The 22,014-nt window shown below is 62.1% G+C and carries 24 protein-coding genes; 10 read left to right on the top strand and 14 right to left on the bottom strand.

What is annotated here, in order from left to right; genetic code table 11:
* Positions 1 to 45: 45 nt before the first annotated feature.
* The 9 genes from thiD to NW830_RS06305 all read right to left on the bottom strand — a co-directional run bounded on the left by thiD (position 46) and on the right by NW830_RS06305 (position 4,433).
* Positions 46 to 894, bottom strand: a complete 849-nt coding sequence (gene thiD / locus NW830_RS06345; RefSeq protein WP_414362438.1) for a bifunctional hydroxymethylpyrimidine kinase/phosphomethylpyrimidine kinase — start codon at positions 892 to 894, stop codon at positions 46 to 48.
* Positions 895 to 931: 37 nt separating this feature from the next.
* Positions 932 to 1,132, bottom strand: coding sequence for a hypothetical protein (locus tag NW830_RS06340; RefSeq protein WP_414362437.1), 201 nt, complete (start codon positions 1,130 to 1,132; stop codon positions 932 to 934).
* A 30-nt stretch (positions 1,133 to 1,162) separates the two neighbouring features.
* Positions 1,163 to 1,471: a 2Fe-2S iron-sulfur cluster-binding protein gene (locus tag NW830_RS06335; RefSeq protein ID WP_414362436.1), complete on the bottom strand. Its 309-nt coding sequence runs from the start codon at positions 1,469 to 1,471 to the stop codon at positions 1,163 to 1,165.
* 8 nt (positions 1,472 to 1,479) lie between these two features.
* Positions 1,480 to 1,737, bottom strand: a complete 258-nt coding sequence (locus NW830_RS06330; protein WP_414362435.1) for a DUF1816 domain-containing protein — start codon at positions 1,735 to 1,737, stop codon at positions 1,480 to 1,482.
* Positions 1,738 to 1,780: 43 nt separating this feature from the next.
* Entirely contained in the window at positions 1,781 to 2,674 is an 894-nt protein-coding gene (rlmB, locus tag NW830_RS06325) for a 23S rRNA (guanosine(2251)-2'-O)-methyltransferase RlmB (protein ID WP_414362434.1), read from the bottom strand.
* 45 nt (positions 2,675 to 2,719) lie between these two features.
* A complete protein-coding gene (locus NW830_RS06320; RefSeq protein WP_414362433.1) occupies positions 2,720 to 3,142 on the bottom strand; it encodes a ribonuclease III domain-containing protein in 423 nt (140 codons plus the stop codon).
* Positions 3,143 to 3,168: 26 nt separating this feature from the next.
* Complete coding sequence (locus tag NW830_RS06315; protein ID WP_414362432.1) at positions 3,169 to 3,627, bottom strand: photosystem I reaction center subunit XI; 459 nt, start codon at positions 3,625 to 3,627, stop codon at positions 3,169 to 3,171.
* Positions 3,628 to 3,712: 85 nt separating this feature from the next.
* Positions 3,713 to 3,832, bottom strand: coding sequence for a Photosystem I reaction center subunit IX (locus tag NW830_RS06310; RefSeq protein ID WP_414362431.1), 120 nt, complete (start codon positions 3,830 to 3,832; stop codon positions 3,713 to 3,715).
* A gap of 55 nt (positions 3,833 to 3,887) precedes the next feature.
* Positions 3,888 to 4,433, bottom strand: coding sequence for a Photosystem I reaction center subunit III (locus NW830_RS06305; RefSeq protein ID WP_414362430.1), 546 nt, complete (start codon positions 4,431 to 4,433; stop codon positions 3,888 to 3,890).
* 191 nt (positions 4,434 to 4,624) lie between these two features.
* Between NW830_RS06305 and tsaD the strand changes: the two genes are divergently transcribed.
* Positions 4,625 to 5,722 (top strand): tRNA (adenosine(37)-N6)-threonylcarbamoyltransferase complex transferase subunit TsaD, encoded by a 1,098-nt coding sequence (gene tsaD / locus NW830_RS06300; RefSeq protein ID WP_414362429.1) that lies wholly within the window; start codon positions 4,625 to 4,627, stop codon positions 5,720 to 5,722.
* On the opposite strand, the gene mnmG is transcribed toward tsaD, so the two are convergent.
* On the bottom strand, positions 5,683 to 7,617 hold the full coding sequence (gene mnmG, locus NW830_RS06295; protein ID WP_414362428.1) for a tRNA uridine-5-carboxymethylaminomethyl(34) synthesis enzyme MnmG: 1,935 nt from the start codon (positions 7,615 to 7,617) through the stop codon (positions 5,683 to 5,685). The genes tsaD and mnmG overlap by 40 nt on opposite strands.
* Before the next feature lie 233 nt (positions 7,618 to 7,850).
* Here mnmG and thrC point away from each other — a divergent pair, with 233 nt between their 5' ends.
* From thrC to NW830_RS06270, 5 genes are all read left to right on the top strand, one after another.
* Positions 7,851 to 9,170 carry a threonine synthase gene (gene thrC, locus NW830_RS06290; protein ID WP_414362427.1) on the top strand — a complete coding sequence of 440 codons (1,320 nt, stop codon included), beginning with the start codon at positions 7,851 to 7,853 and terminating at the stop codon, positions 9,168 to 9,170.
* 296 nt (positions 9,171 to 9,466) lie between these two features.
* Positions 9,467 to 9,742: a ubiquitin-like small modifier protein 1 gene (locus NW830_RS06285; RefSeq protein ID WP_414362426.1), complete on the top strand. Its 276-nt coding sequence runs from the start codon at positions 9,467 to 9,469 to the stop codon at positions 9,740 to 9,742.
* 17 nt (positions 9,743 to 9,759) lie between these two features.
* Positions 9,760 to 10,347: a DNA-3-methyladenine glycosylase gene (locus NW830_RS06280; RefSeq protein WP_414362425.1), complete on the top strand. Its 588-nt coding sequence runs from the start codon at positions 9,760 to 9,762 to the stop codon at positions 10,345 to 10,347.
* Positions 10,348 to 10,417: 70 nt separating this feature from the next.
* Complete coding sequence (locus tag NW830_RS06275; protein ID WP_414362424.1) at positions 10,418 to 11,635, top strand: peptidase C39 family protein; 1,218 nt, start codon at positions 10,418 to 10,420, stop codon at positions 11,633 to 11,635.
* Positions 11,636 to 11,884: 249 nt separating this feature from the next.
* On the top strand, positions 11,885 to 13,792 hold the full coding sequence (locus NW830_RS06270; protein ID WP_414362423.1) for a hypothetical protein: 1,908 nt from the start codon (positions 11,885 to 11,887) through the stop codon (positions 13,790 to 13,792).
* Here the strand turns inward: NW830_RS06270 and NW830_RS06265 are convergent.
* The 3 genes from NW830_RS06265 to NW830_RS06255 form a co-directional block, all read right to left on the bottom strand.
* A complete protein-coding gene (locus NW830_RS06265) occupies positions 13,789 to 15,255 on the bottom strand; it encodes a DASH family cryptochrome (protein ID WP_414362422.1) in 1,467 nt (488 codons plus the stop codon). The genes NW830_RS06270 and NW830_RS06265 overlap by 4 nt on opposite strands.
* Before the next feature lies 1 nt (position 15,256).
* Positions 15,257 to 15,586 (bottom strand): HU family DNA-binding protein, encoded by a 330-nt coding sequence (locus tag NW830_RS06260; protein ID WP_414362421.1) that lies wholly within the window; start codon positions 15,584 to 15,586, stop codon positions 15,257 to 15,259.
* 134 nt (positions 15,587 to 15,720) lie between these two features.
* Entirely contained in the window at positions 15,721 to 15,918 is a 198-nt protein-coding gene (locus NW830_RS06255; RefSeq protein ID WP_414362420.1) for a cytochrome b6f subunit family protein, read from the bottom strand.
* A 155-nt stretch (positions 15,919 to 16,073) separates the two neighbouring features.
* Here NW830_RS06255 and NW830_RS06250 point away from each other — a divergent pair, with 155 nt between their 5' ends.
* Positions 16,074 to 16,535 (top strand): ATP-binding protein, encoded by a 462-nt coding sequence (locus tag NW830_RS06250; RefSeq protein WP_414362419.1) that lies wholly within the window; start codon positions 16,074 to 16,076, stop codon positions 16,533 to 16,535.
* Here the strand turns inward: NW830_RS06250 and NW830_RS06245 are convergent.
* A complete protein-coding gene (locus NW830_RS06245) occupies positions 16,532 to 18,121 on the bottom strand; it encodes a DUF3352 domain-containing protein (RefSeq protein ID WP_414362418.1) in 1,590 nt (529 codons plus the stop codon). The two genes, NW830_RS06250 and NW830_RS06245, sit on opposite strands and share 4 nt — an antisense overlap.
* 220 nt (positions 18,122 to 18,341) lie before the next feature.
* Here NW830_RS06245 and tatC point away from each other — a divergent pair, with 220 nt between their 5' ends.
* The 3 genes from tatC (at position 18,342) to NW830_RS06230 (ending at position 21,938) form a co-directional block, all read left to right on the top strand.
* Positions 18,342 to 19,124, top strand: coding sequence for a twin-arginine translocase subunit TatC (gene tatC, locus NW830_RS06240; protein WP_414404613.1), 783 nt, complete (start codon positions 18,342 to 18,344; stop codon positions 19,122 to 19,124).
* A 621-nt stretch (positions 19,125 to 19,745) separates the two neighbouring features.
* Positions 19,746 to 20,969: an NAD(P)/FAD-dependent oxidoreductase gene (locus tag NW830_RS06235; RefSeq protein WP_414404612.1), complete on the top strand. Its 1,224-nt coding sequence runs from the start codon at positions 19,746 to 19,748 to the stop codon at positions 20,967 to 20,969.
* Between the two features lie 237 nt (positions 20,970 to 21,206).
* On the top strand, positions 21,207 to 21,938 hold the full coding sequence (locus tag NW830_RS06230; RefSeq protein ID WP_414404611.1) for a DUF2993 domain-containing protein: 732 nt from the start codon (positions 21,207 to 21,209) through the stop codon (positions 21,936 to 21,938).
* The last annotated feature ends 76 nt before the right edge of the window (positions 21,939 to 22,014 follow it).

Genomic DNA, 22,014 nt, shown 5'->3' with positions numbered 1-22,014 from the left:
CCAGCAGGGTGAGCCCGTGCCACCAAGCTTGCTTTCTGGGAAGGGCTAGGACTGCAGCAGCGGGTAGAAGTGCCCTACCGGCCCTTGTCCTGCGCCGATGGCCAGAGGATGACGCAGGGCGTCGGTAACATAGGCCTTGGCTGCCAGCGTTGCCGTCAGGGGATCCTTTCCCCAAGCCAGTTGCGCCGCAATGGCTGCCGAGAGGGTGCAGCCGGTGCCGTGGGTGTGACGGGTGGGGATGCGCTCGCTTTTGAGGACCTCCAGCCGCTCGCCGTCAAACCACACATCCACCCCCTGCAGTTCCCCTGGCATACCTCCCCCCTTGACGAGTACAGCCTTACAGCCCAGGGCGTGGATGCGGCGGGCCGCTTCCTCCATATCCGCCAGCAACTGCAGCTCCATCCCTGCCAAAATCTGAGCCTCGTAGCGGTTGGGGGTAACGACCTGAGCCAGAGGGATCAGCCGCTCGCGGATGGCCTGGATGGCATCCTCCGCCAGCAGCTTGGCCCCCGTGCGGGAGACCATCACCGGATCCACTACCAGCGGCTGCAGCGCCCAGCGTTCCACCTGGCGGGCCACCTCCCCCACAATCTCGGCATTGAGCAACATGCCGGTTTTGATCCCTTGCACCCCAATGTCTTCCACTACCGCCTCAATCTGGGCAGCCACCGCCTCCGGGGGTAGGGGATCCACTCGCTTAACCCCCAGGGTATTCTGGGCAGTTACGCAGGTAAGGGCAGAAGTGCCGTGAACGCGCTGGAAGGCAAAAGTGCGCAGATCCGCTTGAATGCCTGCTCCGCCGCCGCTATCGGAGCCGGCGATGGTGAGGGCCACAGGGGGACGCTGCTCGGCCAAAGTTGGAGCTGGGGCCGCTTCAGGTTTGGAGACAGACATGGCAACTGCCGGGGGTACCACTAGCCATTTCTATAGCCTAAACCCAACTCGCCTCGTCCGTGGTAGCCACCACCTCCACCCAAACCCTCTCCCCCTCCACCGCCGTCAGACTCCAGCGCAGGAGGCGGGCTGGCTGCCCCAGCTCTTGGGCCACTTGTTGGAGAAGGGATCCCTCTATTTGAGAAGCAGAAAGCGGCAAACTTAGGGGCAAAGCTAGACACAGAAAATGGAGCTTCACAGCTTGGAGATACTTGATGCTAGACCAGGGCTAGGAGCCAAACTGCAAGCGGTAAACCTCCTCCTCTTGATCCGTTTCCACCTCCAAGTCGGAGGTAGGGTAGGCTACGCACAGCAGAACAAAGCCCTGAGCCTTGAGTTCCGGCCCGATCCCCATTGCGTCAGGCTGGGCTACGGATCCCGACTTTAGCCGCCCCGCACAGGTGGTGCAGACTCCCGCCTGACAAGAGGAAGGTAGCTCCAGGCCGTACTCGAGAGCTGCCTGTAAAACCGTCTGATCCGCCGCGGCAGGAAACTGGTAGGTCTGGCCCCGATGATGGACAGTGATCTGGTAAACCATAGCGAACCTCAAGAACCCACCTGTGAAGGGGTGTGAACCACCGTCAGCGTCTGCGGCTGGCGCATTTTCTTTATCTGAACCTCGATCTTTTCAGCCCCCTCCGCCTTTAGGTCGGCGATGTAGTGGCTTTTGTGCGCTTCCGCTTCTTTCTCGCTGGCGAAGGGGCCGTAGTAGTAGGTGCAGTCGTCGGTGGTGATCTCAATCCAGACCGCTAAGCCGCGCAGCCTATCCAACAGCCAGACCAAAGGGTTGCCCACGGGATCCATCCCCCCCTATTAAGCGCAAAGGATGACTCAGGATCTTTTGCAATCACCTAGATTCTACTGCCTTCGTTGAGGATTTGTTGAGAATTGTTTCAGTCTCGGCGCGTTTGAGCCGGTGGGGGGAGCGCTGCCGGTGGATCTCATAAAGGGCGATGCCTGCTGCCACCGAGGCATTTAAACTCTGGGTGCGGCCTGCCAAGGGAATCGACAGCAGTTGGTCGCAGTGGCGCTGGGTGAGTAGGCTGATGCCTTCCCCTTCGGATCCAATTACCAAGGCAACGGGTCGGCGAAAGTCGGCGCTATAGACAGGGGCAGCCCCTTGGCTGGTGGTGCCATAGATCCAGAACCCCTGCTCTTTGAGGTATTCCAGGGCGCGGTTTAAGTTCACCACCCGCGCCACCGGCAGGGTAGAGAGGGCCCCCGCTGCCACCTTCATCGCGGTTGCGGTAACGCCTGCCGCCCGCCGCTGCGGGATTACCATCCCCTGCATGCCAAACGCCTCCACGCTGCGGGCAATGGCCCCCAGGTTGTGGGGATCCTGGATCCCGTCTAGCACCACCAGCACCGGCTGGGGGCTAGCCTGGCGGCTCTGTTCCACCAGCTCTTCTAGATCCACGTAGCAATAGGGGGTGGTCTGGGCAGCGATCCCTTGATGGTTAGCTCCGCCGGTGAGGAGGTTTAGCCGCTGGGGAGAGACCTCATCAATAACCGTGCCGCGCGCTTTGGCCTCCTCCAAGAGTGACAAAAACTGGGGGCTATACCGCAGCTTTGGCACCACCCAAACCCGGTTGAGGGTAGCGCCGCTCCGCAGGGCCGCCAATACCGTTTGGCGACCGTAGATGATCTCTTGTTCCGCCTCGGCCTTGGGATCCGTGGGTTGCCGCAACTTGCGTGGGCGAGAAAGTTGTAGAGGAGCTTTGGGCTGAGAAGGCTTAGGCATGAGAGGAAAGAAAACGGTGCCGAGCAGAGGCTGATCCTAACCTTCCTAGTCGTCTATCGTCTCAGCCAAAACATCGGTGAGGGCAAGAATAGAGCGCAAGCGGTCGGGATTGGTGAGGTAGAGGTAGCCCAGGATAGTTTCCAGGCCACTGGCATTCTGATAGTCAACTAGGCTTAGATGCCGGGGTGGGCGACCACAACCATTGCGGCCCCAGCGGACAATAGCCTGCTCTTCAGGGCTGAGATAAGGTAGCAGCGCTAACAGTAACTTGGCCTGAGCCGAGCTACGCACTCGCTTCACCACTTGCTGATGGTAGCGCTCCAGGCGATCTGGGGGAAACAACCGTTGCCGCCGCACGTGCAGTTCGTAAATGGCATCCCCCAAGTAGGCTAGAGCAGCTGGCGACAGGCGACGGATCTCGGTCAACGACAATCTCTCAGAAGTGGGATCAAGGAGTGGATTAGTCACGGCTGCTCCCAAAAAATGCTGGAAACTTAGCGAAGGGGGGGAAACAGGAGATCCCCATTGAGCAAAAGCAGGTAAGCAACCATGGCTCCCCCCATCCCCCCTATTAAAAAGCCGGCAGCCAATTCGCTCCAAGACTGGGATCCCTGCCCTGACCCACCATGGCGCGGCGAGGAGACGCTGCCGTAGAGCGAGAGGGCCGCCGTCAGGATCAAAATGAGACCACAGGCTCCCAAGAAGCCGCTCAGCAGGCCAATGGGCTCGTTGCGCAAAGGCCCAAGCTTGGCAAAGGGCCCCACCAGCCAATAGCCGTGGGCCATGCCAATTTCCAGACCTCGCCAGATGGGGCTGGCTCCCGGGCGGTTGATCGGCAGCCAATTTAAGAAGAGACGAACAGCAGGCGCATGGTTAATTGGGGTCTGCAGGTTGCCAATTTGCGGATCCCCTTCGGGGACAGTGATGTATTCCTCGACAGTGGGCTCAAGCATGGGGCAATCTTGTGTCAGGCCAAGAGAAGCCAAGGAAATTAAGCAGGGATCCCCATGGCTTGGTGGGGATCCCTGACCCTCTGAGTTAGAACGTCAAAATGTCGGGGAAGAAGCGATTGATCTCAATAAAAAGGGCAAGGACGAAGCTAGAAAACAAAATGAGGGCTACCGGAGCTGTGGTGAGAAATTTGGTGAAATCAGCCATATCGACCTCTCACAGGGAATGGGTTGACTTAAGCTAATCAGGCAAGATCCCTTCCTCAGCGAGGAGAGATGGGAACAGCCTCCTCCGGCTCTTGAATGTCACCACTGGCAATTTCCTTGAGGGCAGCTGCGGGCCAAGCCAAAGCTGTCAGGAAACAGCGCAGTGCCAAGGGGACGTCGATGATACTTTCTTTCATCTCCGGCTCATCGCTATCGCGAACGGCAATCAGGTAGGAGCGGCCTGCCCAGCCCAACCAGCCGGCAATGTAGAGGAAAAGTAAGCCAGGGATGAGAAACTCACCGGCATGGCTCCAGCGGCCATCGGTAACTAGGTGGGGCAAGCCTTCCTCGCCACAGAGCAGCTTGCTGTAGCGTTCAAAACGCTTTTCGGTTTGGACCAACTTTTGCTGGTAAAGAGGAGCCAACTCGGGGCTGGCATTGCGGATTTTCTCTTCGAGGCTGCTCAGGCGCTGCTCTCGCAGGGCCTGGAAAGCGGGAACTTCGCTGCAAGGCTTCAAACCAATCAAGGGCTCTGCCTGCACAGCCTGGGTAAAACCAAGCGCTAGGCAAAGGGCCAAAAGAAGACTCAAAAGGGTTCGCATGGCAGGATGTGTCCTTGAGCTAGGGGTCTAGGATGATGCTCAATGGGCAGGAATGCTTAGTGCAGAAACGGGCACTAAACGGTTAGTATCATACTCCCGAGTGCTTCGCCTCGACGGATCCCGGGTTTTAGCTCACACAATTCTTAAGGATCCTCAAGCATTCCTACCCCTTTTCCTTCCCTTGCTCTCCCATGGCCCGCGTCCTCGCTATCGAAACCAGTTGCGACGAAACGGCTGTGGCGGTGGTGGAGGGGGAGCCGAGCTGGCCAACCTTTGCCCCGCGGCAGCTTAGCTCTGTGGTGGCTAGCCAGATTGACCTCCATGCAGCTTACGGAGGCGTGGTGCCGGAGGTGGCCTCCCGCCGCCATGTGGAAACCCTGCCCTTTGTGCTGGAGGCAGCGCTGCAGGAGACCGGGCTGGGCGTGGCCGATCTGGATGCCATTGCTGTTACCTGTGCGCCGGGCCTAGTGGGATCCCTGCTGGTGGGGCTGATGGCGGCCAAGACCTTGGCCCTGCTCTACGACAAACCCTTGATTGGGGTGCACCATCTGGAGGGCCACCTCTTCAGCGGTTTTTTGACCGAGCCCGACTTGCGCCCCCCTTGTCTCTGCCTTTTGGTTTCAGGGGGCCACACCAGCTTGATCTGGATGAAGGACTACGGGGAGTACCAGACGGTAGGCCGCACCCGCGACGACGCTGCCGGCGAAGCCTTTGACAAGGTGGCGCGGCTGCTGGGGCTGGGCTACCCCGGCGGGCCCCCGATCGACCGTTGGGCGCAACAAGGGGATCCCAACCGCTTTCCCCTGCCTGCGGGCAGGCTAGATCACCCCTACGACACCAGCTTCAGCGGCTTGAAGACAGCGGTGCTGCGCCTAGTCCAACAGTTGCAGCAAGAAGGCCGGGAACTGCCCGTGGCCGATATTGCCGCCAGCTTCCAGGCCTGCCTCACCCGCGTGCTGACCGAAAAAGCGGTGGCCTGTGCCGAGGCGCTGGGCCTCTCGACCCTGCTGGTTACAGGGGGGGTGGCCGCCAACCGGGAGCTGCGGGCTCGCCTGCTGGAAGCGGGCCGCCACAAGGGCCTGCGGGTGATCATCCCGCCTGTTGCCCTCTGTACCGACAACGCCGCCATGATTGGGGCAGCTGGCCTCTGCCACTGGCTGCGCGGGGAGGTCTCGCCCCTGGATCTAGGCGTGGCTTCGCGCCTGCCCCTAGAAGAGATCCCTGCCCTCTACGGCAAGGGGGGCAGAGATTACCGCGAGGTGCTAACGGGTTCTGCCGTGGCCCTCTGACGTTGCCGCACCTCGAGGTAGATGAGCAGGGCGTTGATGTCGGCGGGGTTGACGCCGCCAATGCGAGCGGCCTGGCCCACCGTCAGGGGGCGGACGGCCGCCAGTTTCTCCCGCGACTCTTTGGAGAGGGTGGGGATGGAGTGGTAGTCCAGATCGGGGGGCAGGGGGCGGTGGTACTGCTTGCTCACCTGCTCAATTTGGTTCTGCTGCCGCTGGATGTAGCCGCTGTATTTGACGGCAATTTCTGCTGCCTCCTGCTCAAAGGGATCCAGCTCCTCATTGCCCAACCCCAGCTCCAGTAGGTTGGCATAGTGAATCTGGTTGCGGCGCAGGAGCTCGGCTAAGGTGGCGGATCCTTTGATCCCCTGGCCAGTCAGTTGGCTAAGGTGGATCCCGGCGGGGTCGTGGGCTTTGACCCGCTGGGTTTCCAGGCGCTCGATCTCAGCGGCAAGGCGGGCTTGCTTGGCCTGGAAAAGAGCCCAGCGGCGGTCGTCGATGAGGCCCAACTCTCGCCCCAGAGGAGTAAGGCGCTGGTCGGCGTTGTCAGCACGTAGGATGAGGCGGTATTCGGAGCGGCTGGTGAGCATGCGGTAGGGCTCCCGCAGCTCTTTGGTGCAGAGGTCGTCGATGAGGGTGCCGATGTAGCTGGACTCGCGCGGCAGCGTCACCAGCGGCTTGCCCTGCACTAGGCGGGCGGCATTGATCCCGGCGATCAGACCCTGGGCTGCCGCCTCCTCGTAGCCGGTGGTGCCGTTAATTTGGCCGGCGCAGAAGAGCCCCTGCACTTTTTTGGTCATTAGGGTGGGGTAGAGCTGGGTAGCCGGTAGATAGTCGTATTCCACCGCGTAGGCAGGCCGCAGCATCACGCACCGCTCCAGGCCGGGCAAGGAGCGCAACATCTGGATTTGGATTTTCTCTGGCATCCCCGTCGAGAACCCCTGGATGTAGAGCTCCGGCAGATCTCGCCCCTCTGGCTCGATGAAGACCGGGTGCCTCTCTTTGTCGGCAAAGCGCACGATCTTGTCTTCAATGCTGGGGCAGTAACGCGGCCCTTTGGCCTCCACCCAACCGCCGTAGACAGGAGTTTCGTGGAGGTTCTCCCGAATGATGCGGTGCGTCTCTGGGGTGGTGTAGGTGAGGTAGCAGTCCATCTGCTCCCGCGGCACCCACACCGCTGGGTCAAAGCTAAACCAGCGCACGTCGGGATCCCCTGGCTGCCGCTCCATCACCGAAAAATCGACGCTGCGGCGATCCACACGGGCAGGGGTGCCAGTTTTCAGCCGGCCTGTCTCAAAGCCCAGTTGGCGCAGGGTGTCGGTCAGCCCCTCGACGGCAAATTCCCCCGCCCTGCCGGCAGGTTGCCAGTGGCGGCCAATCCAGATGCGCCCTCCCAGAAACGTGCCGGTGGTCAGGATCACCGCCCGACAGCCGAAGACACTGCCAAAGTGGGTAACCACGCCCACCACCTCATCGTTGCGCCCCAGCACCAGGTCGGTGACGGTGCCCTCGCGGAGCGTCAGGTTGGGTTGGTTTTCCACCACTGAGCGCATCACCCGCGCGTACTCCCGCTTGTCGGTTTGCGCCCGCAAGGCCCACACCGCTGGCCCCCGCGAGCGGTTGAGGATCCGCTTCTGCAAGTAGGTGCGGTCGGTAACCTTGCCCATCTCGCCGCCGAGGGCATCGATTTCGTGCACCAGTTGCGACTTGGCCGGGCCGCCGACGGCGGGGTTACAGGGCTGCCAGGCAATCTTGTCCAGGTTCAACGTCAGCATCAAGGTATTGCAGCCCAAGCGTGCTGCTGCCAGGGCCGCTTCACAGCCAGCATGCCCCCCACCCACGACGATCACGTCGTAGTGGTCGAGAAAGTCCACGTTCTCCCGTCCAACTTTGAGCATACGGTGGCCTTCGCCGCTAAATAGCGGGATCCCAATTTTTTTCCAGTTTAGCGAGAGGGGCAGCGCTTGAGACGGCGGGGCTTTTCAGTCCCTCGCCCATCGCCTGCCTTCCGGCCAGATCTAATCCAGACTATTTTAGTCGGATTTAGTTGACGGGGTAGATCGGGGGTGATAAGATTGGCCTCGACGATGGGTCAACCAGATCCAGCCCTTTCTCCTGCCTGAGGCTTCCTATGACGCAAACCCTTTCTCAACGCCCGCTCAGCCCTGCCCTGCGCAACCCCCAGGTGGGCTTCAGCCGCTTGCGCTGCCGCGAATGTGGGGCCGAGTACGAGCCGGTTGCCAAGCACGTGTGCGACCTGTGTTTTGGCCCCCTCGAAGTGGTCTACGACTATGACTGGCTCAAGGGCGCCGTCAGCCGGCAGAGCATCCAGGCCGGGCCGCTGTCCATCTGGCGCTATCGGCTTTTTTTGCCGGTGGTTTCGGAGCGGCCCATCGATGTGGGCACCGGCATGACCCCGCTGGTGAAAGCGGAGCGGCTGGGCCGGCGGTTGGGGTTGAAAAACCTCTACCTCAAAAACGACGCCGTCAACATGCCCACCCTCAGCTTTAAGGATCGGGTGGTGTCGGTGGCCCTAACCCGCGCCAAGGAGCTGGGCTTTACCACCGTTTCCTGCGCCAGCACGGGCAATCTGGCCAACTCCACCGCCGCCATTGCCGCCCACGCTGGCTTAGATTGTGTCATCTTCATCCCAGCGGACTTAGAAGCGGGCAAAGTGCTGGGATCCCTCATCTACAACCCCATCGTCATGGCGGTGGAGGGCAACTACGACCAGGTCAATCGCCTCTGCGCCGAGGTGGCCGATCGCTACGGCTGGGGCTTTGTCAACATCAACCTGCGCCCCTACTACGCAGAAGGCTCGAAAACCCTGGCCTACGAGGTGGTGGAGCAACTGGGGTGGCAACTGCCGGATCAGGTGGTGATCCCGCTGGCGTCCGGATCCCTGTACACCAAGATTTACAAAGGTTTTCAGGAGTTTGTGAAGGTGGGGCTGGTGGCGGAGAAGCCGGTTACCTTCCATGGCGCCCAGGCTCAGGGCTGTGCACCGATTGCCCAGGCCTTTCGCGAAGGACGGGATTTTGTTACTCCCGTTAAGCCCAACACCATTGCTAAGTCGATTGCCATCGGCAACCCTGCCGACGGCATCTACGCCTTGGAGATTGCCCGCAAGACCGGCGGCCAGATCGCGACGGCTACGGATCCTGAGATTGTCGCTGGCATCAAGCTCCTGGCCGAGACCGAAGGTATCTTCACTGAGACGGCCGGCGGTACCACCATCGCCGTGCTCAAACACCTGGCCGAAGCTGGCCACCTCGATCCCGAGGCGGTTACGGTTGCCTACATTACCGGCAATGGCTTGAAGACCCAGGAGGCGGTGCAGGCGCAGGTGGGCCATCCGCTGGTGATCTCGCCTAAGCTGGAGAGCTTTGAACAGGCGCTGGAGCGGGCCCGTACGTTGGAGCGGCTGGACTGGCAGGAGGCTTCGGTTTAAAGCGAGGGGGATCCCCCTCCCAAACCCAAGTGCTCAAGAGCTCTGCACCATGCCTCTTCGCCTTTGCCCCTTCCAATCTGGCCTTTGGGCACTTGCTGCCGGGCACTGTGGAGACGTGGTTGCAGCCGGCCAAGCGGGATCCTCCCTACCCCCTTGGCAGGGCTGCCGCTGGATCCATCCAATGGCAGCATCCGGGTCGAAGGGGCCAGCGTGAACTTACGGCGTGATTCACGGCAGCGATGGGGTGCTGCTACCCTAGTCTTCTAATGTTGGTCAATGGACAAAGCATTGGACTTATGGCGGTCAAGGTGTTAATTCCCACCACGCTGCGGGCGCTCACCCGGGATCAGGAGGTGGTCAGTTGCGAGGGATCCACCATTCGGGAGCTGCTGGAGGCCTTGGAGCAAAGCTATCCAGGCATCAAGGCGCGGCTGTGCGATGAAAAGGGGGAATTGCGCCGCTTTGTTAATCTCTATGTCAATAGCGAAGATATTCGCTTCCTTCAGGGATCCGACACGCCTCTTCAGGATGGGGATGAGGTGAGCATCGTCCCTGCTGTTGCCGGCGGCTGAGGGCTGCCGAGCCTGCTGTGGATCCCAGGGACTGGTTAAGCCAGCCGGCGCCGCTGGTGGCACCGGCCTTGCTGGGCATGGTGCTGGTGCGGCAATTTGCCGATGGGCTGCAGGTGCGGGCCCAGATCGTGGAAACAGAAGCCTATACAGCTGGGGATCCGGCCTGCCACGCCTATCGCCGCAAAACCCGGCGCAACCAGGTGATGTTTGGGCCGCCAGGGCATCTCTACGTCTATCGCATCTACGGCCTCTACCACTGTCTAAATATCGTCACTGGGGCCGAAGGGATCGCGTCAGCAGTGCTGATCCGGGCAGCCCAGTTGGATTGCCTGCCGGAGTGGATCCCGGCCAATAAACGACGGAAACCGGCGCGGGTGGCGGCAGGGCCGGGCCTGCTCTGCCAGGCGCTGCGCATCGACGGATCCCACAACGGCTGGCGGCTGGAGCGGGTGGAAGCCGGTCAGGAAGGCATTTGGCTGGAGGGATCCCCCTCTGGGCCAGCCCAATGGACCATTGTCCAGACCACCCGCATCGGTATTACCCGCGGCGTGGAGCTCCCCTGGCGCTGGTACATTAAGGGGCACCCGGCAGTGTCGCGCTACTAGTGGGGGCAAGCAGAGCATGGGGGTTGCGAAAGGCTGGAGCGGTTGGCAGGGTCTGCTCGGGCTGGCTAGCGTGACTGTACTGCTTCTGCCGGCGTTGGCCCAGCCGGTTCCCACTTCCCCAGGACTCCTGGCAATGCAGGCCCAGATCCCCTCCACCTACCGCACCGGCTTGCGGCGCTGGCATGCCCCCCAAGGTTTTCAGGACTGGTCAGCCCGCGGGATCCGGCTGAATGCCCAAGGGCAATTGGTTTTGGATCCAGAGGGCTGGCGCCAAGAAGTCAGCCTTGAAGGGCCTGAGTCGGCGTTTCAGGGCCGGCCTTTTTATCCCCCCGGCCGCTATTGGGTGGGAGAAGCCGTCAGCGCGGAGGTTCCCGCCAGCTTTCCTCTGGTGGAAGCGATCGTCTCCTGGAATGCCACCACGCCCCCCGGCACCTGGCTGGAAGTGGGGATCCGGGCCAAGCTTGCGGGGCACTGGACAAAGTGGTATCACGCTGGCGTGTGGGCCGCCGATCCGGCCACCCTGGCCAGCCACTCCGTGGGCGGGCAGGCAGATGAGGACGGCAACCTCAACACGGATGTGTTGGTGCTCCAGGATACCCAAAGGGGGGCCGAAGCTTTTCAGGTCAGGGTGCGCCTGTTCACGCAAGAGCCAGGCCGTTCCCCCCTTGTGGATCAGGTGGCGGTTGCCTTTTCCAACCAGCCAGCCCAGCCCAGCCACCTCCCCCCTGGGGATCCCAGCCGCTGGGGCCAGGTCTTGGATCTGCCCTTGTGTTCCCAGATGGTCTACGCCGACGGGGGAGCAGCTTGGTGCAGCCCCACCGCTTTGGCCATGGTGATGGCCTACTGGCAGCGGGATCCCCGCCCCTGTGAGCCGTTGGTGCGCGCCGCGGTGGCCGGGGTGTACGACCGGGTTTACCAGGGCCACGGCAACTGGGCCTTCAATGTGGCTTATGCCGCCGAGCGAGGTTTGGCCGGCCTGGTGGCGCGGCTGCAGAGCCTGGCCCAAGCAGAAGCCTGGATTGCGGCGGGGGTGCCGGTAATCCTTAGCTACGCCTGGGGTGAGGGCGAGCTAGAGGGGGCGCCGATCCCCCGCAGCAACGGCCATCTGGCAGTCCTGGTGGGGTTCGATAACCAAGGGGATCCCATCCTCCACGACCCGGCGGCCCCGACCCACGCAGAGGTTCGCCGCACCTACCGCCGCGACCAGCTGGAGTCTTTGTGGTTGGCACACTCCGGCGGTACTGTCTATTTGATTTATCCACGAGGGTGGCCAATTCCGGAAGGTTAGCCACAGGGCCGAGTTGGATTGACCTCTGGCTGTGCGAAGAGGATTTGAGTAAGGATAGGTAGAGTGAGGAGGGGGACTCACCCATAGGTGAGTCCGGTTGGAGATGAAGAGGGTTAGGCTTCAAGGCCGGAGAGGGTGGCCAAGGGACTTCCCTTTGTCGACCAACCGCTGGGGCCCGGCTGGCTGCAGGAAACGTGAGGGTTTGGGTTCCTGCCGTTTCCCCGCCTGGGGGAGAGGGTGAGCTGCATCATGCCACGACGGGTTTCCCCTCCACCAGTATCCTTGCCAGCGCTCAGTGTCTTGGTGCTGGCCCTCTCGGCCTGCGGCAAGCTTGTTTCCTCTAATTTGTCTCCCAGCGCCGTTCCCCCTTCTGCCCTGCAGCCGCTTTCCACTCCAACTCCCCTCGCCCCCTCCGCCTTTGCCCTCACACTCGAACAGGCCCGCCAAGCGGGTTTGGCGGTGCCCAGCAACCGCATCGTTTTGCTGCTCCAGGAACAGGGATCCGATCTGGTGGCCCAGCTGCCGGTCTCCGAGGTGGAGCGCTGGCTGGCCCGCACCGCCAGCTGGCCGGGGGTGGAAGGGATCGACCTCAGCATTACCCTGGGCAGCTATCGCCAAACCGCCACCGCGCCCCTGCGCCCAGGGCAGCCGGCCACCTTCACCTTTACCAACCCGCCCGCCGGCGAAGCGGAGCTCAGTGCCGTCGCCTACCGGGGATCCACCACCTTGGCCCAAGGGAAGGGATCCCTGACCCTTTCTGACCGCTCTGGAGCTTCTGGCGGGACCAATCGCCGCCTGGCCATGCTGGTCCTCGCCGAGGTAGAGGTGCCGCTGCTGCATACGGGGTCGGGGGTGCCGGCGCCCGGCCAGCCCCTGCTGCTGTTAGGAGAAAACCTGGAGCGGGTGGAAACGGTTTTGTTTGCTTCAGCCGCCAATCCCGAGCGCAGCTTGAAAGGGGAGATCCACTCCCGCAGCAGCGACCGCCTGACGGTGATGCCGCCGGCCTCCCTTTCCGGAACCGTTTGGGTGGCCGTTGCCGATGCGGCGGGGCAAGGGTTGGGAACCTTGGTTTACGAGTGGCCGACCCCTACCCCCTCACCCACCCCTACGGCGGCGGCAGCCTCAGCCTGGCGGGTGGAGACCTTGCTGAATGGCCGCACCGCCTCGGCAGTCCTTCCTAGGAACAGCGTCTCTGATGGCGGCGGCGAGTCCGAGATCCCTCTCAAACAGGTTGGCGGCATTGCCGTTGATCCGGAAGGGTTCTTTTACTTGGCTGACCCGGCCCAGCACCGGATTTTTCGCCTTTCTCCCGAAGGGGAACTGGAGGTTTGGGCCGGCAGTGGCAAGGCCGGCTATCGGGATGGAGCAGCCGATCGGGCCCAGTTCGATTCTCCCCAGGGGCTGCTCTGGGATCCCAAAGGGGGATTGTGGGTGGCCGACAGCGGCAACCACTGCCTACGCCACATCAGCCCTCAGCGGCAGGTAACCACCTTTGCTGGCACTTGTGTAGCCGGCTACCGCGATGGGAAGCGCGACCAGGCCCAGTTTCGCGAGCCCTTTGGCCTGGCCTTGGGTCTAGATGGCAGCCTTTATGTGGCCGACCGTGCCGACCGCCGCATCCGCCGCATCACCCCTGCCGGCGAGGTGACCACAGTGGCTGGCACCGGGCAGCCGGGATCTGCCGATGGCCCGGCAGAACAGGCCCAGTTCCTGCAGCCCACGGCCCTGGCGGTGGACAGGGAAGGGAATCTCTGGATCGCTGACCGGCATCGCCTGCGCCGGCTCTCTGCCGACGGAGAACTGACCACCCTCTCCAGCCCAGAAGCGGGCTACCGCGATGGTTCCTTGGCGGAAGCCCGTTTTCAAACCCTTGCAGGGCTGGCCTTCGATGGGTCGGGGAGCCTCTGGCTGGCCGACCGAGATAACCAGCGCATTCGGCGGCTGCAGCCCAATGGACAAGTCTCCACCTTGGCCGGAGGGGAGGAGCCAGGCTGGCAGGATGGCCCCGCCTCCTCGGCCCGCTTCCAGCAGCCCGGCCATCTGCTCATTTTGCCGGATGGCAGCGTGGTAGTGGCAGATAGCGGTTTACCCGGCTTGCGCCGTCTTAGCCGCCTCCTCCCCCCGCCCGCTACTCCCGTTTCCAGGGGATCCCCCTAGCGGCGCCGGTGGCGGGCCAAGGCCGCTTCGTAAGCCCGCCGATTGGCCTGCAGGGACTTTTCCAGATCCACCAGAGGGCGGGGATAGTCTACCCCTAGCCGCACGCCAAACTGCTTTTGCTCAGCGGCGCTGAGGCGATAGGGCTCGTGGATCTTCTCCCCCGGGATCCCGGCCAGTTCCGGCAGCCAGTGGCGTAAGTAGTGGCCCTGGGGATCGTAGTCGCGGGACTGCTTGGGAATGTGGAAGTAGCGGAAGCCGCGGGCGTCGTTGCCCACACCGGCGGTGTAGTTCCAGTTGCCATAGTTGCTGGCCACGTCATAGTCGATGAGCAGCGACTCAAACCATTCCGCCCCCAGGCGCCAGTCAATCCCCAGGTTTTTGGTTAGAAAGCTGGCCACATTCTGCCGCCCGCGGTTGGACATAAACCCCGTGGCCGCCAACTCCCGCATGTTGGCATCCACCAGGGGGTAGCCGGTCTCACCGCGACACCAGGCCTGAAAGCGGTCCCAGTCCTGCTGCCAGGGGATGGGTATCCCCTGGATCCCCGAGGGGCGAAACAGCTTGGCCCCGTGCTTGGCCAAGATGAAGCGAAAGTAATCCCGCCACAGCAGCTCGAACACCAACCAGTAGGTGGATTCGTTGCGCACCCGCTCCTGCTCGTAGCGCTTGACTTCGGCATACACGGTGCGGGGGGAGAGGCAGCCTAGCGCCAACCAGGCAGAAAGGCGCGAGCTGTCGTTGGGATCCAGCATGCCGTTGCGGGTTTCTTTGTATACGCGCAACCGGTCCAGCTCCCAGATATAGGTCTGCAAACGCGCCTGGGCGGCGGTGCTGCCGCCGGTATAGACAAAGCGGGCGCGGGGATCCGGCGGAGGCAGGCTCAGCCCCAGCTCGGCCAAGGTGGGCAGAGGGCCGGGATCCAGCCCCGGTGGCAACGGCGGGAGAGAAGGAATGGGCAAGGGATCGCGGACGGTGGCCTTGGCTTCCACCTGCTGGCGGAAGCGGGTGAACACCTCCGGCAGCTCTGCCAGAGCAAAGGGGAGATCTTCGGGGTGGTAGAGGGTGTGGCCCCAGTCCAGCTGCAGCGGGATCCCCAAGTTCTGAAGCGCTTCCTGGAGGGCAGTGGCTACCGCCTCCTCCTCCGTGCCCACTTCTGCATGGGCATAGACGGCCTTCACCCCCCACTCCCGCACCAGGGCTGGGATCACCTGCTCCGGCTGGCCCTGGCGGATGACGAGGTCGGAGCCGCGGGCTCGGAGCTGCTGCCGCAGATCCGCCAGGCTTTCCAGCAGGAACTGGGCGCGGAAAGGACCGGTCTTAGGAAAGCCAAAGGCCGTCCGGCCAAAGTGGCGGGGATCCAGGCAGTAGAGGGGAATGAGGAAGGAGCCCTGTTGGCATGCCCGTGTGAGCGGCTGGTGATCCAGCAGGCGCAAATCGGTGCGAAACCAGAGCAAAACGGTCATTTTAGACAGATGCCGGCGCTTCTGGGTCTCCTTGGCGTTCCCTCCTGGGTCGTCCCAGCTCTGGGCTGGGGACAAAGTGGGGCACTTGGGCAGCCGGGATGTGGATGGGAGCTTTGGTGCGGGGGTGATAGGTTCGCCGGGCCGGACGGTGCCGCAGCAAGAAGGTGCCAAAGCGCGCTAGCCGCACAGATCCTCCTTCCGCTAGACACTGGCTAATGCTGTCTAGCATCGCCTCCAGGGCAGCGGCAGCCATTTTGACTGTCAGGCCATCCACCTGGGCGGCCATCTGGCGAGCCAGCAAACGACGATTCAAATGGGGAGGAGAAGCCACGACCACCTCTCCAGACAACGGCAACGGGACAACAGCGGCCTTAAGTAGGTAGGAGCCAGCTCCCTGAAGCGGAAATAGCCCCAGATGCAGAAGGGATCCAAGACTGCAACTGCCCCTGTTTCTATCCAGACTGCTCACCTCGGCTCCTCGTTAGCGTGGTCGGAATCGACCGCTTCCAGCTCGCTCTCGAAAAACCAGTGCCGCGAGCGATCGGGAAACTCCAGAATATAGCCGATGCCGCTGCCATCAACTACCCGCCGTGCCAGGACCACGGCCTCCTTGCCCACCAGCGCGCTCACCTCTTCTTGTCCGCGATCCTGGATAGAGCGCACCCTAACCTTCGTCCCAACTTTGATCACCATAGCCAATCAGGGTAACCGCGAAGAGCTTCACCACTCAAGATGGTACGCCAAAAAGGCTCCCTGCCGGGATCTGGCCCGACCGGGCGGAGGCCAAGGGGGATTGGCTAGAATGGAAAAAGAGCGTTGTGCCCCCACCTGCCCCTGTGATTGCCCTCTCTCTCAAGCCCGCCAACTGCTCCTGGAGCGTCCTCAGCTTTCCCTCCACCCTCTATACTCAGCCAGTTCTGGAGGTGTTAACTGCAAAAGTTCCCGCCCCCTGGAGAGCAGAGGTGCGTCTGGGCTTGCAAGAGGCAATCATCAACGCTGTTCGCCATGGCAATCGCCTAGATCCCAATAAGAGGGTGATTGTCGAGTACGCCAGCTCTGAGTGCTTGTACCAGTGGCTAGTGCGGGATCAGGGATCCGGCTTCCGTCCCCAGCAGGAGTTGCAGCGCTGCCGCTGCGGCCTTTTGGAAACAGAGGAATCGGGGCGGGGGATGCTCCTGCTTACCCAGATTTTTGATCTTGTGGAATGGAACGAGACGGGCAACCAAGTCTATTTGGCCAAGTACATTTACCCCGGCTGCCGGGATCCCTGGATCGTCTAGTACCACTGCCAAAACAGCTTGCCCCTTTGGAGAAGCCAGCGTCCCCGATCCGGGTAGGGAGCCTCAGACAGCCTCAGCGCCGTGGTGGCAAAGGCAAGGCGGGTGGATGACCAGCGGGATCCCGACAGCTGTGGCAGCCAAGTTTCCAGTAAGTCCAGGGACCCATACCCATAGCCCAGGTTGCGGTGAGGGAGGGGAGCCACCAGGCGGCGCCAGGTGCGAGCAGCACTCAAGGGGGGATCCGCCAGGGCCGCTTCCAAGGCCGCCAGCGACGAAGCCAGATAAGAATAGCCTGCCCGGTCGGCGTGATACACCTGGGCCGAGAGGGACGCGAGCAGGGCTTGGGGAACAGCCTCGGCTGCCGGCTTGCTCCAGGCAGTAACAGGACCGTGTTTTGTTGAAAGAGAAACCACCTGCCAGCCTTGGGCGATGGCCCGCTGATCTAGGGTTGGCGCATCCGGCATCTCGCCAACCCACAGCCAAGCCGGCCCCTCATCGGTGGGCAGAAAGGCAAAAGCGAACTCTCCCCTTTCCGGCAGCAAGTGCTGCCAGGCCAGCTCCACCGGCAACGGCAACCGCTGCAGCCATTGGCCGGGATCCAGCTGCAGCCCCAGGAGGCTCAAGGGTTGCATCTGCCCCAAACTCTGCCATAAGGTGCCCCAGTTCCCGCCGGACACCAGCGCTAGCGTCTCGTCGGGCAGGTGGCCAATAACCTGGGGACGAAAAGCTTCCTCCCTGGGCAGGGCAAAGTCGGCAGGCGTATGCCAAAGGGCAGCCGTTTCCGCCAGCAAGCCCTGAAAGCTCACTCCTAGCCCCAGCCCCACCGCCTGCAAGGTCAAACCTTCGGCGGAGGCCGGTTGCGGATTTTGCCAGAAGGCCCAACCCACCGGCGCTGGCTGCAGCAGCTGAATGACCTGCCGAAACCGCGGCTCTGCTAGCAGCGACAACTGCGGCACCTGCCAGGCATCGATGGCGGTGCGAATGGCAGCAGCCTGTTCCGCCAGCAGCACATAGCGCTCCCCGAAGAGGGCTGCTGCAAACCCCGGCAACCCTGGCAGCGGACTAGAGACCACCTGGATGCCCTTGTAGGTGTCCACCTGGACCGGCAGCCCAGCCAAACTCTGCCGCTCCCACAACAGGTTGAGCTCAAATTGCGCCAGCGCCGGGTTGCGGATTTCCAGGGCAACCAAGGTGCCCCCCTCCGTCAAACTGGCCAAGAGTGTACTCTTTCCCAGCCAGGGTTGCACCTCGCGCTCAAAATCCAGCGATCCTCCCGCCAAGAGGGATCCCAGCCATCCTGGACCCTCGCTGGAGAAAAACTTGCGCCACTGCTGGCGGGTAGCGCGTCGTTGGGGGGCGGGAGTTGCTGCTTGCCAAAAGGTCTGCAGCTCCTCCAGGGGAACAGCCAGCAGCAGGAGCGCCTGGGTAGAGCGGGGGGCCAGGCCCACAATTGGCGGCAGCTCCTGGCGAAGCAGCAACAGGGCTAGCGGACTTTGGGTAAGCAGCCAGGCGATCACCCCCACCGTCATGGCTGCCAGCAGGCCCAGCCCAATTAGAATGCCGCGCCAGCGTTGCCGTTGTCCCATACCTCTGTTCCCACTTTGGAATAGATGCCGTCTTGCCGTGAAGCCGGTAGTCAGCACTGCGTAATCATCTTACCTGGGAGGGGAAGTTAGCTCCCCTTGCTTGCCGTTGAAACAAGGGTTTCTTGGGGCAGCGGTGCGCCGAACCTTGCTGAGTGGGCGCTTTCCCTGGAGGCTGGGGCAAGGCTAAGATAGCGGAAAAGGTTGTGTTACCAGCCGGCCGATGCCCCTTGCCTCTGAGACTGAATCCTCGCAGCAAGCTGCGGCAACGCAGGCGCCTACACGGGTGCCCGATCCAGAGTTTCCCTACGAGGTCGAGATGACCTTGATGGAGCACCTGGAGGAGCTGCGCCGCCGCCTCTTGGCCAGTCTCATTGCCGTGGCCCTGTGCATCGTTGCCTGTTTTCTGGGGGTGAACCGCCTTATCACCTTCCTGGAGGTGCCTGCCCAGGGAGTAACCTTTTTGCAGCTGGCGCCAGGCGAGTACTTCTTCGTCTCCCTCAAGGTAGCGGCCTATGCCGGTTTGCTCTTGGCCACGCCCTTTTTGCTCTACCAAATTGTCCGCTTTGTGTTGCCAGGGCTAAGCGTCAAAGAGATCAAGCTGCTGGGGCCGGTGGTGCTAGGATCTAGCCTCTTGTTTGTGGCGGGCCTGGCTTTTGCCTACTACCTTCTTCTTCCGGCAGCGCTTAGCTTCTTTATTCGCTATGGGGAGGGGGTGGTGGAGCAAGCCTGGTCCATCGAGCGCTACTTTGAGTTTGTGCTGCTGCTCTTGTTCAGCACTGGCTTGGCCTTTCAGGTACCGATTCTGCAGGGACTGCTGGGGGCTTTGGGGCTGGTAACTGCCGAGCAAATGCTCAAGGGCTGGCGCTACGTCGTCGTGGCTGCAGTGGTGGCAGGAGCCATTCTTACCCCCTCCACCGATCCCCTTACCCAGAGCCTTCTAGCCGGCGCAATCACTTTCCTGTACTTGTTGGGCGTCTTGCTGGTAAAGCTACTGGGTCAGTGACCACAGCTAGGGGCGCTGGCTTGGGCAGCCTGGCTTCCCGTTGGGGGAAAGCAGTTTGACTCTGGGAAGAAGGATGGACAAGCTCTACCTACTCACCAAGATACTTAGCGGTAACAGTCGCGACTGCAGCCCTGGTTAGGGCTGGGCTGCCAGCCTTAGGCGAAAACCGCACCCCTCTAGCAGCAGAGAGTCCCAGGGGGGTGCAAAGAGGGCTTGTCCAATCTGTCTGTGCTGGCGGGGGATCACCCCTGCCCCTACCCTACCTCAGGCGAGGGGGAGGGCTAGCTATGCGCCCCTGTTAAAGGGGTGCAGGCTAGGAGTGGCTTGCTGTTTTTCATCGCCAGTACCTGCGGCAGGGTCCTGGCCAGTACGGGCAGGAGGCAGCGCTCCCTGCTCCTCCTCCTGCTGGCTGGCAAAGAGGCTGCTGCTGCAAAAGTGGATTTTCTTGCTTTTGCGCAACGAGTTCTTAACATCACTGCTTCTATGCTTTCTTGGACTTTTTGCCCCAAAACAAACCCCTATCCCGCTAGAACTTACGATCCTTCCTATCCAGTCGGTAGCTACTGGGACAGCACGATAGCAGATTCCAGTTGGCGACACCCCGCCCCCCTGCAAGGGCAGGTGGAGGTCGAGGTAGCCATCATCGGGGGCGGATTCACAGGACTTTCGACAGCGCTGCACCTAGTTCGCGACTACGGTATTTCCGCCTGCCTGCTGGAGGCAGGATCCCTGGGCTGGGGGGCCTCGGGACGCAACGGCGGTTTCTGCGGCGTAGGGGCGAGCTGCCTTACCCATGCCCAGATGGTACGGCGGGTAGGGCTAGCCGAGACAGAGCGCTACTACCGGGATCAGTGGCAAGCGGTGGAAACCGTTCAAGAGCTGGCTGCTACCGAGGGCTTTTCCCTGGATGCCCAAGGCCAGGGTTGGTACGCGGTGGCCCATCGCCCCAGCGCCTGGCGGGAGTTGGAGACGGAATACGAGATCTACACTCAGGTGGCCGGCTACCCCGTTCAGCTCCTTAGCCCCAAAGAGCTGCGGGAGCGGGGCTTCGATAGCCGGGAGAATTACGGCGCTCTCCACATCGGCATTGGGTTTGGCCTCAACCCCCTCAAGCTTACCCAGGGGCTGGCCCAGGCTGCCCGCAGGTGGGGAGCCCAGCTATACAGCGCTAGCCCGGTTATTGCCTGGGAAAAAGTAGGATCCCGCCACCTTTGCCATACGCCAGGGGGGACAGTGCGGGCGCGCCATCTGGTAATTGCGACCAACGGCTACACCCCAGCCCAACTCTATCCCCAGCTGGCGGGATCCCTCCTGCCGGTACTTTCCAATATTCTGGTGACCCGCCCCCTGACAGCGGAGGAGCAAAAAGCCCAGGGTTGGTGGGATCCGACCCCTATCTACGACACACGGCGGCTTCTGTTTTACTACCGCCTCTTGCCCGATGGGCGGCTGCTGTTTGGGGGACGGGATGCCACCTGCGATAGCCCAGCGAAACGCCAGGGTCTGCGGGCTTGGATGGCGCGGCAGCTCTACCGCCTCTTTCCCGCCTGGGAGGGGGTGGAGATTGAGTACGCCTGGAATGGTTTGGTTTGCCTTTCCCGCGAGCTGCATCCCCACATTGGCCCTTCGCCGACAGACCCTAGCCTCTGGTACGGCCTGGCCTACCACGGCAGCGGCGTGGCCACAGGGGTGTGGGCAGGCAAAATTTTGGCTCAGGATATTGCCGGTCATCGACCCCAGATCAGCGCCCTTTTTCGTCAGCCGCCGCGTGTTTTTCCTTTCCCTTGGTTGCGGCTTCACTACCTACGGTTGGTCTATCTTTGGTGGCAGTTGATAGACGGCTAGCTCCTCAACCAACTGTGCGGGAGAAGTCCTTGGGCACTGCCGCAGCCCTGTCGTAACCTAGTCCTAGTTTGGCCGGAGAAAGCCGCCTAGCTCTCTTTACCAGTTTTTCCTCTGAGGTGCCTCGTGCTGTCCCCATCTAGCTCCCTCCCCCTGGAGCCAACCGCTCCTTTGGTTTCCCGCCCCCGCCGCCTCTTCCTAGGGAGGCTGGGGCTTGCTCTGCTGCTTGGCCTGCCCGCTATGGTTTTGCCCTGGCCTGCCTTTGCCCAAATTGCCGGATCCCTGCTCAACCCTCTGGTGGCCGCCTGGATTCGCTCCGAGGTGCAGCAGGTGGAAAACTTGCAGGTGCAGATTGCGGGTTCTGACGCCCAGATTCTTAACGGCCAGATCCCTCAGGCCCAGGTCTCAGGAGACAACCTCATCTACCAAGGCTTCCAGATCAGCCATCTGCGGCTGCGGGGCCAGGACATTCGCCTCAATGTGGGAGAAGCCATCCAGGGGCGTAGCCCCCTGCGGCTGTTGGCCCCTGTGCCCGTGCAGGTAAGCCTGCGCCTCACGGAGGCAGACTTGAATCGCACCCTTCAGGCTCCCCTCATCCAGTCGCAACTGGCCCAAGCCCAGGTGCAACTGCCCTTTGGAAAGCAAACGGTTCCCTTTTTCATCCGCCAACCCCAGGTTGCCCTAGAGCCAGGGCGGCTGCGCATCCAAGCCCAACTAATTACTCCTGAGGGGGCAGCGGTGCCAGTTACAGTGCTAACTGGGCTGCAAGCCCAGGGCCCTAACCAGTTGCGACTGGTTAACCCTGTCTGGGTAAGTGAAGGCCAGGAGATCCCTATCCCTGGCCTGGCAGATTTTCCCATCCAGTTGGATCCGGCGGTGCGCATTGATCGCTTGGAGCTGCAGTCTGGCCAAATCCTTTACGAGGGGATGTTGGTCATCTACCCGGAGTCGGTGACGCCACCCCAGGGGTAGGTGGTGCCAAAGCTTGCTGCGGAGCAAGCCTATCTGCAGTTGAAGGGGGATCCCAAGGTCCCTGAGCAAAGGGAAG

Origin of the sequence: Synechococcus sp. OH30, assembly GCF_047462175.1 — a bacterium.
Taxonomy (GTDB): domain Bacteria; phylum Cyanobacteriota; class Cyanobacteriia; order Thermostichales; family Thermostichaceae; genus Thermostichus.
This window is presented reverse-complemented; position numbering and strand designations above follow the sequence as displayed.